At 45.0% G+C, this 16,850-nt stretch carries 11 protein-coding genes; 2 read left to right on the forward strand and 9 right to left on the reverse strand.

Translation table 11 applies throughout. The features are described from left to right. Positions 1-306: 306 nt before the first annotated feature. Genes OJ16_RS02255 through dsrO form a run of 3 tightly spaced genes read right to left on the reverse strand, consistent with a single transcriptional unit; the run spans position 307 to position 5,278 of the window. A complete protein-coding gene (locus OJ16_RS02255; protein WP_040986923.1) occupies positions 307-3,399 on the reverse strand; it encodes a tetrathionate reductase subunit A in 3,093 nt (1,030 codons plus the stop codon). A 17-nt stretch (positions 3,400-3,416) separates the two neighbouring features. Then, positions 3,417-4,514 (reverse strand): NrfD/PsrC family molybdoenzyme membrane anchor subunit, encoded by a 1,098-nt coding sequence (gene nrfD / locus OJ16_RS02260; RefSeq protein ID WP_040986925.1) that lies wholly within the window; start codon positions 4,512-4,514, stop codon positions 3,417-3,419. Further along, positions 4,511-5,278 (reverse strand): sulfate reduction electron transfer complex DsrMKJOP subunit DsrO, encoded by a 768-nt coding sequence (gene dsrO, locus OJ16_RS02265; RefSeq protein WP_040986926.1) that lies wholly within the window; start codon positions 5,276-5,278, stop codon positions 4,511-4,513. The genes nrfD and dsrO overlap by 4 nt, the downstream gene beginning before the upstream one ends. 172 nt (positions 5,279-5,450) lie before the next feature. Between dsrO and OJ16_RS02270 the strand changes: the two genes are divergently transcribed. Then, positions 5,451-7,316 (forward strand): sensor histidine kinase, encoded by a 1,866-nt coding sequence (locus tag OJ16_RS02270; protein ID WP_040986928.1) that lies wholly within the window; start codon positions 5,451-5,453, stop codon positions 7,314-7,316. Then, the gene (locus OJ16_RS02275; RefSeq protein ID WP_040986930.1) at positions 7,309-7,914 is read left to right on the forward strand and encodes a response regulator transcription factor; all 606 of its coding nucleotides are present in this window, start codon (positions 7,309-7,311) and stop codon (positions 7,912-7,914) included. The genes OJ16_RS02270 and OJ16_RS02275 overlap by 8 nt, the downstream gene beginning before the upstream one ends. A gap of 25 nt (positions 7,915-7,939) precedes the next feature. Here OJ16_RS02275 and OJ16_RS02280 read toward each other — a convergent pair whose 3' ends face one another. The 6 genes from OJ16_RS02280 to OJ16_RS02305 form a co-directional block, all read right to left on the reverse strand. Continuing rightward, on the reverse strand, positions 7,940-9,076 hold the full coding sequence (locus OJ16_RS02280) for an HNH endonuclease (RefSeq protein ID WP_040986932.1): 1,137 nt from the start codon (positions 9,074-9,076) through the stop codon (positions 7,940-7,942). 3 nt (positions 9,077-9,079) lie between these two features. Continuing rightward, on the reverse strand, positions 9,080-9,688 hold the full coding sequence (locus OJ16_RS20115) for a class I SAM-dependent methyltransferase (RefSeq protein WP_040986934.1): 609 nt from the start codon (positions 9,686-9,688) through the stop codon (positions 9,080-9,082). Positions 9,689-10,007: 319 nt separating this feature from the next. Further along, positions 10,008-11,633, reverse strand: coding sequence for a DUF262 domain-containing protein (locus OJ16_RS02290; protein ID WP_040986936.1), 1,626 nt, complete (start codon positions 11,631-11,633; stop codon positions 10,008-10,010). Beyond that, complete coding sequence (locus OJ16_RS02295) at positions 11,630-12,697, reverse strand: hypothetical protein (protein ID WP_152613809.1); 1,068 nt, start codon at positions 12,695-12,697, stop codon at positions 11,630-11,632. The genes OJ16_RS02290 and OJ16_RS02295 overlap by 4 nt, the downstream gene beginning before the upstream one ends. Beyond that, on the reverse strand, positions 12,645-13,784 hold the full coding sequence (locus OJ16_RS02300; RefSeq protein WP_052810414.1) for an AAA family ATPase: 1,140 nt from the start codon (positions 13,782-13,784) through the stop codon (positions 12,645-12,647). Before OJ16_RS02300 ends, OJ16_RS02295 begins: the two co-directional genes overlap by 53 nt. Beyond that, on the reverse strand, positions 13,784-16,846 hold the full coding sequence (locus OJ16_RS02305) for a type I restriction endonuclease subunit R (RefSeq protein ID WP_040986940.1): 3,063 nt from the start codon (positions 16,844-16,846) through the stop codon (positions 13,784-13,786). The genes OJ16_RS02300 and OJ16_RS02305 overlap by 1 nt, the downstream gene beginning before the upstream one ends. Positions 16,847-16,850 lie beyond the last annotated feature (4 nt).

Raw genomic sequence — 16,850 nt, forward strand, 5'->3', positions numbered from 1 at the left:
ATCCGACAAAGACAACATATATGGAAAAGTATATATATGAAAAACCATATGTCAAAGAATAAAAAGATCAAAAAGCAACCGACAGACGAACGATGCTGCAATATCGTTCGAGCCGTTATAGAGCAAAAATAACGGTTTAGATAAAATGTAAACGGGTGGGATAGCCCTGTCATTGCATAATAAGGAGGCATAATAGGGAGGCATAAAAAGCAGAAAACAAAACGGCCTCTTTAATGCGTTCATCCTTTATAGACAATGCAAAGAGGCCGGTTCACTTAAGTTATCGCAATATTAAAAAGCGCTGAACTACACTTTCCTTATTTTAGCTGGGAGAGATTGCCGCACGGCGGCCCCCACCACCCAATCAAGTACGACACCTTTCCCTTCACGAGTTGGGTCTATCAAACCGATATCGTTGATGTTCACGCCATCTTGACCGTTTGCTTTCACTGGTTGTTGCTTGTCGCCAATCCAGTGGGCGCGTTCACCAAGTTCAGTGTGACCAAAACCATGCTCAAAACCCAGAGTGCCAGGTCGGATCCCAGAGACCACCATCGCCAGTGCCGTCGTACTTGCGGTTGGCGTTTCAATCACAAACTGATCGCCGGTTTGAATGCCCGCGCCCTCAGCGTCACTTGGATGAATGTAAACCGGATTCACCCCTTTAATCGAATTCAAACGTGGCGACAAATTGGATACCGCGCTATGAATATTCGATTTAAAGTTCGTCAAACTGAACGGCCACTCCGCTTTAGGATATTGCGCATCAAGCGGTGTTCCGTCGGAGAGCTTTTGTGGATACCAGGTTGGGCAACCGCTATAAAACTCGCCGGTCATGGTGTTTTTTGCACTACCGACACGCTCGTTCCAAATTGCGACCGGTCGCGTCCATTTGTACTTCATTTGCTCACCTTGGTAAGCCTCAGTCGCGTTTTCAAAACGACCACCACGAGCAAAAATGTACGCCACACGCTTCATTTCATCAGGCATCAGCACTTTTTGCATACTCGGTAACAAGCGCTCCAGACCCGACCACGCAATGTCTTCTGCGCTGACTTCCGGCACGCCACCTTTGATGTAAGCCAAGTTGGCCGCCGAACGAAGATAGAAATCCTCTGCGCTATGAATGCCATGCCATTGCCCTTGAGCATCTTTAATCGCTTGGTCACCAAAGCCGCCAAGTTGCATCTTCTTTGCGACATCAATTAAGAAGTTTTCTAAGCAAATACTGCGACCATCAGCGGTCTTATCAGTGCGCGCTTCAACAATCGGCCAGCGAGCCGTGACAGTTTTCACCGGAACATCATGCCAAGGTGTTGCCATCCCCCAGCTCTCATAGGTCACCGTATCCGGCACGATGTAATCTGACAGTGCTGTGGTTTCATTAATGAATGCGTCGATAGAGACAATCAAACCGAGCTGTTTCGGATCTTTAAGCTTGTCTTCCAACAACGTTTTTAAACCTGGAACCCCATAAATTGGGTTCGCCATATGGTTCACCCACGCCTTCACACGGTATGGATAGCCATCAATGGCCGCAGATAGATGTTCTGTTAACAACGGCGCGGCAAACGGATACCAAGGTGCGCGAGTTGGATAAGGGGATTCACCCGCAGCCACACGACGTTTATATTCACTGGTCTTTTGATACGGGAATTTACTGCGGGAAAGAAATACGCCTTTCGGTGCCACTTTGCCTGCAAATTTGGTGAAGTCATAACGCGGGCCCGCAGCTGAGGTTGGGTATCCCCCCGCTTTCGCCATCGCGCCGCCTTTCATGTTGATATTACCAATCAAAGCATTGAGCATCATGATGGTAAAAGCATTGTAGAAACCGTTGGTGTGCATATTGCCACCATGGGTGTCGACGACCGCTTTAGTGCCATGGCTGGTGAAACGCTTTGCCAGCGCAATGATTTGATCGACTGGGATTTCACATTGCTCACTGTAAAAATTCAAGTCGTACTTAAACGCTTCTTCTTTTAGACACAGCAGCGACGACTTCACGCGCACAGCACCCGATGCGAGTTGCACGTATCGGTCTACGAACAATTCGGCGGCGCCCGTTTGGCTATGCACACCGAACTCACCACTTTGCGCATCAACAATCACGTACGGATCGCTTTCCGATAGCACTTCGCCATCAAAAGGCATTGCCATATCCGAAGCGCGTAAGAATGCACCATGACGAGGATGAGATTCATCGCTGATCACCAGATGGGTCGCGTTACACCAATGCGCCGTGCCCGCTCGTTGCATCGCATTGGCCCCCGGCTGCGCGAGGAATGTTTTGTTGTAGCGCTCGTTTTCGATGATCCACTGGATCATGCCCAACACCAAAGCTGAATCGCTGCCAGGTTTGATTGGCATCCAGTGGTTCGTGTCACCCGCAGCGAGACTTGATGAACCCGCCGGTAAGCTTGGCGTGATGATGGTGTATTCTAACTTGCCTTCCGTACGCGCCTTGGCGAGCTGACGAGATTGACGCTTAAACGGATTCCCCGCTTGCGCTGGCGACATGCCGATAAAGATGATGTATTCCGCGTTGTCGAAATCTGGCTTTAAGTGCGCGTTCTTATCCAAATCATTCATGAACGCGCCGCTACCGGCGCGGAAGGCATAACCACAATAAGAACCATGGTGACCAAAGTTGCGAGTACCAAAGCTATTGAACGCGAAACGCTTAAAGATATCGTCACGTCCTTCGTTACCAGCATTGGTCATCAACAGTTGGTTGGCTTTTGGGCCATATTCTGGGTTTTGCGGATCGACTGGGGTCGTCAAATCACGAATGTCTTTGAGGCCTTCAACATAGCCTTCGCCAAATAAATCGCCGCCATTCACCACTTCATCAACCAGCTGTTCGTAGCTGATCGGCACCCATCGTCCTTCACCACGCTTGCCGACACGCTTAAGCGGCTGAGTGATCCGATAAGGGCTATTGCGAATTTCCAGCATGCCATTACCACGAGCACAGGCGGTAGAACGCCCTTCTAAACCCGCTTCCCCAGCCATGCCCAAATACGCCTCTTTAACCGGCGTTTCGAACGGAATGTGCTGCTGATGGGAAAGTGGATGATACGGGTTACCGACAATCCGCAAAATCTCATCGTTACGATTATCAATACGCACACGCAAGCCACACAGACTCCAACAACCAAAACACATTGATGGCGCAACACGTTGATTCGGGTTTGGAATCAGGTTGCCTTGTTGATTCACTTTGTATTCTGGTTCTAACGAGTTGCCATGGTGAATATCACGTGTCTTTTCGCCTGCGGTGCCATAAACAGCCCCATCAACCATGTGTTTGGTGGTGGTTGCATACCCAGCAGCAAAGGCACCAAGCCCTCCAACAGCAAGCCCTGATTTCAATAACTGACGGCGTTTATTATCCATAATGAAATCCTCTTAAATCAGTGTTGCGTGGCTGCAGAAGATGCAGTTTCACGTTTTGGTTGAATAAGTTCAGTACCCAGTAACGCCAGCGCAATCCAAAGTCCAAACATGCCGACAATACCCAACAAACCATTACTACCGAGTGGTAATTCATAAGGGTAAGGCCCTACATCGTAACGAGCGATAGTTTGCACTTCCATCAAGGTGACCCAGCGAACAGACCAAGCGGTGATCAGTGCCATCACAGACAGGCTCAACACGCGTAAGTAATGAATCGTTACGCCCCGAAACACCAGCAAAGAGAGCACCACACTCAAGTTCAATAGCGATGCAAGAACGGCGATATGCTTTAACCATTCAGGTGATTCATACAGGGATAGTATTGTGCTATTTGAAGCCCAAATCGGCAGCAGTAATAGAGCCAACAGCCCACTCATCATCGTGGTTTGTTTTAGCAAGCGCGTATCGCCCATTGTGAGCATTTTGGTTTTTGATGGGATCAGTAGCCAAATCACTAAAGCAAAACCCACCGCACCAATAAAAGCGGTCACAAACCAAAGTAGCGGCGATGCTGGCTGATGCCATAATTCACGCGATTTCAGCACTGCGATCTCAGCCCCGGTGTACAGCGCAATGCTCAAACCAGAGAGCACGGTAGTGACGGCTACCGACACCATCAATTTGCGACTGGTTTGCCATTGACCGAGTGACAATTTAGACAGCAGTGGCAGCACTTTGCCCGATTGATTGGCGAGGTTGATCAAATCACTACGCAGATACAACCACGCTGTGGCCACCGCTAAAGCGGAAAAGATCGGCAAGAAGATAGCGCCTAAAGACATCCACGACCAAGATGAGAGGTATGGGTAAAAATGCCAAGCACGCCCCGGTTGATGCAGATCCCCCGTTAGCGCAAGTGGCCCAACAATCGCACCGATGGCGAGCGTTAACACCAATGCAGCGCGCAAGCGATGGCTAGTATGAGATTCACACAATAAGGCGATTAAAAATAGGATGGCCGCGGCATAAGCCGAACCGATGTAGAAAAAATACTGCACCGCCCACGGTAGCCAAGCAATGGCCTGAGGTTGAACTAAGACTTCGGTAATGTTCATGCGCGCGCTCCTTGCGGATCATAAATCGCAGGTTGGCCTTCGATATGCTGAGCAAAACGTTCATTCATGCCGATGTAGAACACATGCGGTTTGGTCTCTTCATTGGGCTTAAGCACTTTAAGATCGTCTCGGTGCTCATTCATCAAACGGCTCACTTCGCTACGAGGATCATTGATGTCGCCAATCACGCGAGCGCCACCCACACAGGTTTCCACACAAGCCGGCAACAAGCCTTCTTCAAGACGGTGAGCACAGAAGGTGCATTTGTCGGCAGTCAACGTTTCTTCGTTGATAAAGCGCGCATCGTATGGGCAAGCTTGCACGCAGTAAGCACAAGCCACACAGCGGCTGTTATCCACCATCACGATACCGTCTTCACGTTGGTAAGTGGCTTGCACTGGACAGACCGCAACACAAGGCGGGTTGTCACAATGGTTACATAAACGCGGCAGCATAAAAGACTTCACTTCCTCGGTAACCGATGAACCATCGTCAAGCGTGACTTCATACTGTTTCACTGTGGTGCGGAACTGACCAATGGGCGCTTGGTTTTCAATACTACAGCCCACAGTGCATGCCTGACAGCCAACGCATTTACGCAGATCCACCACCATGGCATAGCGCTTACCTGCGTGACCTTTTCTGTCTGGCTCGTTATTATTTCTGATCACCGTACCTGCGGTTGCTGTCCCTATCCCTGCGATTGGAATAAGTGCCGCGCCCGCAGTCACCGCACTGAGAAAACGACGTTTACTGGAATCCATACCTCACCTGCTAAGACTGATTAAAGCTTGCTGGCATTGTCTTCCCTCCCCCCTCTTGGCTGATATTGTGGATTTCCACATACCGCCATCAATGTTGATCTAAAACAAATATAGAAACCCTCATGTTGCTGTTATTCTGCTATTCCAAAGTAAGAGGATAAAGAAGCCATTCATGAAGACAAACATCGTAAACTTCGTTCGATTATGGATTGCATTTGTCTCTCTTATCTCTGGCATTGCTTACGCCCAGACGCAAAAGAATACCTTAGATTCACACACGGAACTCAAGCCGAAAATCGACGTGGGTGTATTGGCCACTCGGGGCCACCTGTATGCACATCAGCGCTGGCAGCCCACCATTGACTGGCTCAATCAACACATACCTGACGCTCACTTTGTCCTTCATCCTCTTAATTTAGATGGCATGACTCAAGCCGTTGAACAGCAAAGCATGGATTTTGTTCTAACGAATCCGGGGCAAGCCGTACGCTTGGGGCGTCAATACGCACTGTCTTGGATTGCAACACTCACCAGCTCCGCTCCCGAACATTCTAACTATGGCATTGGTTCGGCTTTAGTGGTTCGCGCTGACTCTCCCTACTTAACCCTTGATGACGTGGCTGGCTTACCCATTGCAGCAGTCTCTGAGAACGCTTTTGGTGGTTACCTCACGTTGCGCTACCAAGTGATAGAACAAGGCATTGACCCTAACCATTTCTTTTCTGACGTGCGTTACTTGGGCTTCCCTATCGACGCCAGTCTCTACCAACTCCGTGACAAAAACATCGCCGCTGCGGTCGTGCCCGCATGCCTCAAAGAACAAATGGAAAGTGAAGGCTTGATCGCTAAGGGAGAATTACGCATTCTTAACCCACTCGACTTGCAAAATACCGAATGTTTAGTGTCAACACCACTCTACCCCAATTGGTCATTTGCAAAAACCGAGCGCGGCTCATCTCAACTGGCCAAGCAAATCAGCCGGTCACTGCTTGCAATGCCCGAGAATGCGCCCGCCGCCATGGCCGCGAAAGCCTCCGGTTGGACATCTCCTGTCAGTTTGTTATCGATTGATAAACTCTACCAAGCCATGGATTTACATCCACTGCAACAACCTTGGTGGAAAGACGCCTTGCGTTGGTTACGTGTTCATCAAGAGTGGGCATGGGCTCTTTTTCTGTTGGTGATATTTCTGAATGCTTATCACTTCTGGCTTGAATATCGATTCAGTAAAAGTAAACAAGATTTAGAAGCGACCCTACTGCGACTAAAAGAAAAAAGTGAGATGCTCGAGCACTCGCAGCGTGTGGCCATTGTGGGGGAATTAGGCAGCAGTTTGGCGCATGAGATAAACCAACCACTGGCGGCCATTCGCAACTACAGTGAAGGCGGTCTGTTAAGATTGGCGAAAAAGTGCCCCCATGAAGACATTGTACCGGTACTGGAAAAAATACAGACCCAAGTTGAACGTGCCGATGCCATTGTTCGCCGCCTGCGCACCCTAATTAAAAAACGCAGTGTGACGGTAACGACCTTTGATTTGGAGCCTTTAATTTCAGATACTCTTGAGCTAATGAACTTCCGATTACACAAGCACGCGATTGTGATAGTTCGCAGCTCGGAAGGCAAAAAACAGCCCATTGATGCCGATGCCGTTGGGTTGCAACAAGCCTTGGTCAATGTGATCAACAACGCCATCGATGCCTGTATGTCACAGGAAAAACATCACCCCGCCCATTATCAGGGTAAGACTGCGCTGCACCTTGATTATCAAGCCCACCAAGTGTCGATTCGCCTTATCGATAATGGCACTGGTTTAACGCAAGACAACCCCGCAGACGCTTTTGTTAGCTCTAAACAGGAAGGACTTGGCTTAGGCTTGCCGATCTGCCGTGATGTGGTCGAAATGCATGGTGGTGAATTTATGATTCAATCCATCGAGCCGCACGGTTGTATCGTGGAGCTCACTTTCCCCTACCGTGCGGTAAAATCATTAACCAAGCACAACGCGTTGGTGCAAAAAGGAAATCTAGATGAGTGATAAACAACTTCCCGTCTTTGTGGTTGACGATGATGAATCAATGCGCGACTCGCTTGCATTTATGCTAGAGGAATATGATTTCACGGTGAGTACATTTGTAGATGGCCAAGTGTTTCTTGATAGTGTGGACATACAAAAAGCAGGCTGTGTGATCCTCGATAGTCGAATGCCGAACTTACGTGGCCAGCAAGTACACCAAATCATGAATGATGCCGGAAGCCCGCTGACGGTGATTTATCTTACCGGGCATGGCGATGTCCCGATGGCCGTTGATGCCATGCAAGCCGGGGCGCTTCACTTTTTTCAAAAACCAGTGAAAGGCGACGAATTGGCTCAGGCGATCCTTAAAGGGCAAGCGCTATCAGCCACCAATTTGGACACCGCATTAGCCAAAAGAGCTTATGAGTCACTCACCACGAGAGAGAAGGATATTCTTCGTCTGATTATTGTTGGCAAGCGCAACATTCGCATCGCCGATGAACTGTGTATCGCCATGCGCACCGTCGAAGTTCACCGCGCGAATTTGCTGAAGAAATTTTCCGCAAAAACCGTCGCTGAGCTCGCTTATACCTATGGGAAGATAGTACAGAACCAGTAAACGTAGGTTGGGAGATGGGAGAACGCTAAGTATGGGCATTCCCTTTAAACAACGTTTCTCTGTGATACCCCAAATATAACTTGTGCTCTTTCTTGATTCGGATAGACATATTTTCTCTTAGGCCAATGACTTCTGGCGTTTCAAGATGATCAGATATCAATACCTTGCCGTTATCTGCGAACGAGATAAAACCAAGATCAAAGGCTTTATCAAGGTTTGCGAGTAAAAGTAAGCCATTGAACTCATCCAATCGTTCTTTATTATTAGAGTCACGCCAAGGTTTGATGTGTGAAGCCAACAATAGCTGGGTATTGCGGTACCCTGTTAGAGCGCATCCACCCCACATATGGATCAACTTAGATCTAAAGTAACCCTGCCCCATCCGTGTTTTAACTAAAATGGTCTTTTCGGTTTCGGACAGCGTCTTATCCGTCATCACTTGCTTAATATCGGCGTTCACATCGAACTGCGCGAGATCGGCCAAAAATTTGCTGTAATGAGAAAGAGCCGCACTGTACATGCCCTTACCTTTCGCATCGCGATCTTTGAATACCTCAAGCTGCCGAGCTTTTTCTCCAAGAACAACAAACTTTCGATATGAATTGATATCCGTTAAACGAACGTCTATCGCACCAACCTCAATCAACCAGTTGGAAATAGAACCTTTTATTGCACCAAGATAATTACTGGCTGTTTTTTCTGACTTACCAATATCGACCAACCATTGATGATATAAAGTGGCTAAATCCGACAAATTGGCAACGAGCGCTTCCTTAAGTTCATTGGCAATAATGTAGCTTTTCATATAGTCAAACAGCTCATCATCAAGATAAGCGTAAGCTATCGACTTAGCAGAATAACGGTTCGTTGATGAGTAATCGTAACCCTCAAAGTAAGATAGGTGCCAAAAGCCTTCACTTCTCAAATGGAAGAAGGGATTCTCTGGGGTATTCTTATCATTTCCTTGAGCTAAATTGTCGAAATGATAGGTAAACCGATCTTTAAGAGTTGGGTTAAAGTCGACCCGATTCGTTGCCAAATTACCCGCTTGAATTAAATCCATTACTGCAAGCAACATGCACACTTTATGTGGGCTTTTCTTACCACCAGAACTATTCATTTTTAAGTTCTGAAAACGATCTAAATAATATTCAAGAGACACCGCTTATTTCCTCTCGATACAAGCTTTCTTCAACACGACGGTTTGCCAATGCACCGCATCTCGCGCTAATACGTCCATCGATTCACTGATATGGCAAACCACAAGCCCTACAGCTGCTGCCATTGCCTCTAGCTCTTCTAAAGACACACCATAACTCTCTCGTCCATCCAAGAACTCACCATGGCGCAATGTAACCACCAGCTTTCCCTCTTGCGACAGCAATTCATTTAGCGCCCATAGGGCAGGCTGGCGTTGATTGATTGGAATATGCATCCATACTGCTGACACCACGATAAGTTGAAACTGGAGTGAGAGAGATGTGACTTCATTGAGTAATGGCAGACTATCATCAAACCAAGTAACTGAAGAACCCGTATTGCGTATACCCAATTCACGCAATGCTTTCGCTGGTTCAACAGCAATTACGTCGCAACCGAGTAAATCGAACCATTTGGCATCTCGCCCCGACCCTGCGCCAACATCTAATACACTGGCGCCAGATGGTGGCCAATAGCGCTTCCATGATTGATGCACAGACTCAAAATCTAGGCCGTCATATTGCTTCGCCAATTCAGCTGCATTTTTGTCGTAAAAAGAGGATGTTATGCGCATATGCCATACCAGATAAAAAACTAACCTGATGATATAAGGCTTAAACCTTGATGGCGATAAGGTCGTAGAAAAGCATTAAAATATGTGCGCTAGATCATATCGAGTTAACCACACAGATTAGCTGGCTAGATGTGGTATTGAAAAGCAGAAACGAAAAAGCCTCAGCATTTCTGCTGGGGCTTAGAATGTGGCGGGAGTGAGACGTCAGACTTAAAACCATAACTCATTGATATTGAGAAGATAACATTGAGCAACTCTCTTTTGGTATTACCTCAAGTATTACTTTGTGCAAAGTATCATCATAGGTTATCTTTGCTCATTAAACTTCGTACTCTATTCCCAAAGCTTCCACAAACTTCTTCTCAGCTTCGATAATCATACTTTTCCGTTCAGTCAAAACTTTTCGCTTCTCATGTTCACTTGAGGCTGGACTTAGGGCGTCCAACATTTCTTTTGTAAGAAACATATCCGCAAGATCATCATCTCTCAGTTCATCTGCGTCAATAAACTTACTAAACCTATCACCATATCCTTTCAATCTAGGAACAACACTTTCTGGAAAGAATGCGTTACCTTCACTCTTTACATCCTTAAATAGGTAGGATAGATACATTCCATCCAATTTTTTATCAGACAGATAAGGTTGAAGTTTATGATCTTTCTGTCGGTTCAGCATGAAGAGAATCAAAGCATTTGAACGTACGCTTCCTGCATTTATTTTCTTTGGAAACTCAACAGTTTTAAAAGCTATATTGGGCTTATCACTATACAAGATATCTACATTTTCTCCTACAAGATAAGACCTAAACTGATTATACGCCTCACGTTGCTTACTTATCGTGTAAATAGTGAAATAATTTGAATAAGTGGTCACCCAGAACCACGTTTTTAAATCACTTAACTGCTTATCTGAAGGGTTTTCTAATGTATTAAAAAAATCAGTAATAAAAATAATTTGAGGGATGTAAGGTAATTGTTTTCCATCTAAAACTAATAGTTCTTCGTAAAGAAACTGAGCGGCCTTTTCGATAGAAGCAACCGTTTTCTTTGTCACCTCAATAAAATCATTTCTTTTAGCCAAATCTGCTAGGTTATTGGATTGGTCGAAATATGCTTTTCCGAATGAGTGCGTGATACATTTTAAAATAACATCTCTTGGATTTGGTAAGTTATGGAAGTTGTAGTCTTCTAAACGAATCAATAAGCCGTCAATGAGAGTCCCTAATCTGAAATCACGATCTCGATTATACGTCAAAGCCGAAATCATCCAGTCTGGAGATATATCTGTACCTTTCGAGTTAACTCGGGAAAAAATCTCCACAGCTTGGTCAACACTCCCCCCATTGATAGTTATTGATGGAATTTCATAGTCAATGATCGCGGAACCTAAGTCAGCATAGCGCTCCATGAACAGTTCAACGTCTTCAGGGGGCACATTTGAGGTCAATAAACTAGATTGAAATCTAAAGGCAGCTTTAGTATCTATTAAAATATGCAGTGGAACTTGCCACGCAGTAATCATACTATGAGAGCGAGGAACTAAAAATTCTTCAGTAGACAAGTCATAATAGACGTTAAATTTTTTCTCTCTTAGCTGCTTATCCGTAATGCGGGCACCACTATCCGGGTTGTTCAAACACCCAAATAATGCAGATAATCTTTGAAAACCATCAAGAATAAACCAATAATCTGGAGAGTTAGGCTCAGAAAGTTCAAATCCGCCCATTTCTTCTGCTCTCTCAAAAGACTCAGATTCAGGTTTCCACATTAGAATAGATCCGATTGGATAACCATTTTTTATGCTATCAAATAAATCCTTAATTGCATTAACATCCCAGACAAAATCTCGTTGAAATTTAGGTATCTGTATATCTCCGGAACGAACACTGTCCATCCAGTTAACCAAGCGCCTTACTTTAGTTTCTATCGTTAACTTTTTACTCATAATTGCTCTCGAATTTTTTGGATGATGTCTTTAAGTTCATTCGGATTTTGTTGATGTAAAGTACGCTCGAGTAAAGAGGCTTTATCTACACACTCTAGCTGGAACAGCTTTGGACACTCAGATTTAAAGTCATCCCGTCCTTCTCCGGTAAATCTTTTCAAATCATTTGCTCTAAAAACCACCCTATCTTGCTCATTCACACTTGAGAAAAAAGTCTGGAACTCTTCGGGCAGAGAGTTAAAGTTAACATCACGAAAGCCTTTTTCTAAGTCAAAGTAATCTTTTTGTTCAGGAGAAAGCCTTAAGTAAGCTTCAACAAAAAGGCGATTCTCTGTAACGCGATCAAACGCTATAGCGGGAATATAATTTTCCATTTCTCGCTTTTCTAGAATGTGGTGTGGGACTTGGTTTTCACTCAAAAACTGAACCAGATTTCTTGTACCCTGTTTTAATGGTGCGCCAGAGTACTCCTTATCACTATCAAGTAAGACAAAACACCTCAGATAATCTTTCTTTTCTCTAGTGAAGCGTCCCGAGCCAAAACTCTCTAACTCTGTCTCAATAACTTGTTGGACGGTACTTCCTCCACCCATAACAAATTTAATCCACCTATTGTCGATGTGCTTTTCAATAGCTTTAGAGTCTTGCCTAAAACACTTGAATATCGCTTTTAGGAAGTATGCGTCGTTACGACTATTTTCTAGTATAATTTGAAGAGGCGCGCTAAGGAAATTAAATGCTTCAAAAGGGGAATAGCTAGAGCCTATTGCTACTTTTACTTTATCGTATTTATTGCCCATTTGAACGGATTTAGCAACGCTTTCTTCCCATAACATTTTATCTATATCGCTCAGGCTTCCATACCACTCCGAGTTTTCAGTAGCTTCCACATCATCTATATCACTTTGATAAAAAGTATGCTGATCAGTACAGACATTCCAAACCTTGTTGAGATTTTGCACATCTACTTGTCCTTGGGTAAACAAATCGCGATGGATAGTAAAAAACACGTTAGTTACCTCTTTGAGCCTTCGCCAATCTTTTGGCTTCAACAAAACTTTCATTGAAGATATCATCAGGCCAGAAACTGACATTCCCCTTGGCATCAACATTAATGGGAGTCAACTCGCTAACTCCCGTTTCTTCATCGGCGTCTACAAAATAGATCTTTATCTTTTCAGGTGTTAACACCCCCGAAGCTACAAGGCTTCTTAACCTCAAAACCATATTCTGAGAATGTGTTTCGATAAGATATTTCTTATTTGGATCATCAACGACCGATTTTGCGAACAGCTCCCCCAGTTCACCATGAGCAGCAGGATGTAAATGTAGTTCTGGCTGTTCTAAAACAATTAAAGTTTCTTGGTCTGCTGGTAGGAAAGCCCTTGTAACAATAGGAAGAGCTTGGCTCATACCTTGGCCCACATCCTTAATATTGACGTAAGTTGAAGATTCTTCCTGAACTAGTTCTACTTGGTAAAATGGCGACTTATCCGGATTTATTCTAACTTTCCAACCGTTGAAATGTTTTTTATACCAATCACTAACCTTCTCGACGAAGCTACCACTCCCTTCTTGAGATTTATGAATCAGAATCGGGTAAGCATTCTCACCGTGAGTTCCAAACTTGTCATTTGAACTTGAAGTATGTCGGTTATAACTTCTTTCTGGTAGCTTTCTAAATGGGCCAATGTAGTCAACGTTTAACTTCAATGACAAATCATCTTGCTCTTCCTCATCGAGGCGAGTAAACCCCCTGTACTCATTGCTGTCGTCTGCCAAGTACTCACGCCCATTTTTCAGATGGCGCCATTCAAGAACCGCAAACTGGTCCTTAACAGGGTCCGTTTGAAATACTGATACTTCTAAAGACTCTTCAATGTCAAAAACACCTATCTTCAATGCATTTGCACCTGTCGCTTTTCTACCATGCATTAGGTCTCTAAACTCAGCACCTAACTCAACCCCATTATTTACAAACTGGAGCGGTTCTGGAAAATCGCCTTTTAGAGAGTTCTCTATCATGCTCGGCAGTTTTGCAATTGCACTTTTTCCAGCACTATTTTTTCCCAAGAGTATGGTAATAGGTTTGAGCTCTAATTCTTGTTTATTCTTGAAAGCTTTATAGTTTTCAAATGTTATTTTTTTCATTAATAATGCTCCTCAATATAACCGTACGCCTTGGCGAACAGCTCTTTGTCTTTTCCTAAACCAAACTGCGCTAATGTTAGTAGCAGTGCCTTTTGAATCTCTCTTGGGCCACTGTTCGAGCTTTGCCAGCCTTTAAAGCGTTTGGCTTTTACAATCTTGTCTATCTGTTCAACGACGTCACCAATTACCTTGGGTGTGCTCTCAGGGCGCGTCTCTAAAAATAACTCCGTCAGTGCTTGTTTGTTATCTTCCTTAGTTACGGGCGAGTCGCCCGTTTCACGTTCGGCTTGCACTGTGTCTTTGGCCGTATCAAGTAGCCCTTTCAACCAGTCGATTGCTTTAATAACACCTGCTTCATAATCCTGGCGCAATTTCTCTAAGCGCTCGCCGAGAGCGATAAACTTCGGATTACCGCTGCCTCGCAGACGGCCCATCAGATCAATTTCAAGCTGACTTGCTCGCTTCTCTTGTTCTTTCTCAGTCAACGTGAAGATAGCGTGCTCATCCATAACCAATTCATCAATATCATCACGAATGCGATTGATATCAGTATACTCATGAATCATCTTGATGGTTTCTGGGCCTAGCGCTGCCCAAACAAGAGAACCTGTTTGCCCTACAGGGCGAACTGATTCATAGATTTGTACCAACCACTTATAATCCGCACGATAGGGGGTTAAGAACGCATCTGGGTTAATCGCAGTCCATAACTTAGCTAATACACCGAAAGAGGCTGCAAACTCATCACGCTTCACGTTAGTCGGCAAGCAAGCTTGTGCTGCCATAATCCCGTCAAAGCCGTCGATGGTTCTGTCGACGTTAGGGAAGAAGCTTAAACACTTGTCTAGTTGAGCTGGCAGTAGCTCCTTAAAGGCCTCGATGCCTTCTACAACACCGTCTATCTCTTCAGGATCGTATGCGAGTGCGGTACGCAGGTTCTCAAACACGCCAAGGTAATCAATGATGAGGCCCATTTTCTTACTAACATTATCTGTCTCGTACAAACGGTTAGTACGACACATTGCCTGCAACAAGGTATGGTCACGTAATGGCTTATCTAAGTACATGCAGTAGCAGATAGGCGCATCAAAGCCAGTCAACAGTTTTGCGGTTACAATCAGCAATTGAAGTGGTTGTTTTGGATCTTTGTAATCCTCAATCAGGCTCTTCTGCTTTTGGTCATTACCATCAATCTCTTGCCAACGTTCAAAGTCGGACTCTTTGATAGGCAGCTCAAGATCTTGCTTCCATTTACGCCAGTCCTTGTTAACCTTGCCTTTCTTACTTGCGTCTTCATCTTTGATTGGTGCTTGGTCGACGTTCATGACCACTTCTACCGCATCAAAGCCTAGTTTCTTACCGAGTAAATAATACATCTGAACACAGGCATCTCGGTCATAGACCACAACCATGCCTTTCATCTGCTTCGGCTTTACATGGCTTACAAAGTGATTGGAAATATCTTCGCTTACTGCCGCCATGCGTTTTGGCGCCTTCAACATAATAGCTAAGCGGCCAGCACGTTTAGACAATGCCATTTTCTCATCATCGTCCAGGTCGTTGTCTTTGACCATTTGTTCAAAAGCTTCATCAATCGCTGCACGATCTACACGAAGCTCAGCCAAACGAGGCTCGAACTTCACCGCATTGGTCGCTTTATCTCGTATGGATTGCTTATAGCTGTAGCGGTTCATATAACGCCCCTCATCCTCTTCAGCACCAAAGAGTTTGAAGGTGTTACGGTCGATACCGGAAATCGGCGTACCTGTTAAACCATAGAAGTGAGCATGAGGTAGCGCCCAGCGCATTTTGTCGCCAAGAGAGCCTTCTTGAGTACGGTGCGCTTCATCCACCAGCACAATAATGTTGTCACGACTGTTTAGGCCGTTTTCATTGCTCTCATCGATTTCGACATCTTTAAACTTGAAGACTGTGGTGATCAAAATGCCGCGACTATCTTGTTCTATGTGCTCACCAAGCTTTCTACAGCTTTGTACTTTGATGAGGTTTTTAACATCGGCCCCACCGAAGGTTTCATTAATTTGGCTATCAAGATCTCTACGGTCAACCACAATTAACACGGTTGGATTTTTCAATTTGTTATCCGCACGGAGCATACGAGCGGCATAGAGCATAAGCAAGGACTTACCAGAACCTTGGAAATGCCAGATAAGCCCTTTTTTCGGATAGCCTTTTTTTACACGCTCAACAATTTGCTTTGCGGCTTCAAATTGCGGATAACGCGGCAATATTTTAATGCGTTTAGGTGGCGTGTCTTTACCTGTCTTCACCGTTGAAAAGAGTGCAAATGACTCTAACATTTGAAGCAAGGTTTCTGGATTCAGCAATCCTTCACTGCTATCAAGTACATTAGCTAAACTTGCTGGAATTTCATCTCGCTGGTCGGTTTTATGCCAAGGTCCCCAATCTTTGACTCGGGCATTAATCGCACCATAAGCAAAAGTGCGACCTTCAGAAGCAAAACACAGAAGGTTTGGCACGAAGAACGGCTCAACATTTTTCCAATAATGCTTTTGACCACCCATAAAATCAGCAGCGCCATCTTGCCAAGTCACACTTGGTCGGGTGGCTGATTTCACTTCCCCAACCACCAGTGGGATACCGTTCACGTAGAGAACGATATCAAAGAACACCTCTGTCGCGGCAATGAAATGAACCTGCTGCACGACAACAAAGTGGTTGTTTTCAGGGGTATCAAAGTCAATCAGCTTGATAGTGATATGATCACCATTTTCACCAAACGGTAGGCTCTTTTCTGCCATCAACCATTCATGAAAATTCTCGTTAGCTTTGACTAAACCTGTGTGCTTGGCTTCCAACATCAAGCCACGAAGTTTGTAGATCACTTCATCGGCATAATCTGGATTGTTGTCAATATCAGGGTTTAACGAACAAAGCGCATCTTTAAGCCAAGTATCAACGAAAATATCGTGAGTTTGCTTGGGTAAGCTCTCACCATGGCAGTAATTCCACTTCACTCCGCTTAAGCCTTTTAAACGGTCAATAATTCCATTTTCTGTGACGGTTTGTTCGTTAAACATAAAC

This window comes from Vibrio renipiscarius (assembly GCF_000827885.1).
GTDB classification, from domain to species: domain Bacteria; phylum Pseudomonadota; class Gammaproteobacteria; order Enterobacterales; family Vibrionaceae; genus Vibrio; species Vibrio renipiscarius.

Coding starts and splice junctions, on each gene's coding strand:
- OJ16_RS02255 (WP_040986923.1), bottom strand. CDS start 3,399: ATGGATAATAAACGCCGTCAGTTATTGAAATCAGGGCTTGCTGTTGGA.
- nrfD (WP_040986925.1), bottom strand. CDS start 4,514: ATGAACATTACCGAAGTCTTAGTTCAACCTCAGGCCATTGCTTGGCTA.
- dsrO (WP_040986926.1), bottom strand. CDS start 5,278: ATGGATTCCAGTAAACGTCGTTTTCTCAGTGCGGTGACTGCGGGCGCG.
- OJ16_RS02270 (WP_040986928.1), top strand. CDS start 5,451: ATGAAGACAAACATCGTAAACTTCGTTCGATTATGGATTGCATTTGTC.
- OJ16_RS02275 (WP_040986930.1), top strand. CDS start 7,309: ATGAGTGATAAACAACTTCCCGTCTTTGTGGTTGACGATGATGAATCA.
- OJ16_RS20115 (WP_040986934.1), bottom strand. CDS start 9,688: ATGCGCATAACATCCTCTTTTTACGACAAAAATGCAGCTGAATTGGCG.
- OJ16_RS02290 (WP_040986936.1), bottom strand. CDS start 11,633: ATGAGTAAAAAGTTAACGATAGAAACTAAAGTAAGGCGCTTGGTTAAC.
- OJ16_RS02295 (WP_152613809.1), bottom strand. CDS start 12,697: ATGAAAGTTTTGTTGAAGCCAAAAGATTGGCGAAGGCTCAAAGAGGTA.
- OJ16_RS02300 (WP_052810414.1), bottom strand. CDS start 13,784: ATGAAAAAAATAACATTTGAAAACTATAAAGCTTTCAAGAATAAACAA.
- OJ16_RS02305 (WP_040986940.1), bottom strand. CDS start 16,846: ATGTTTAACGAACAAACCGTCACAGAAAATGGAATTATTGACCGTTTA.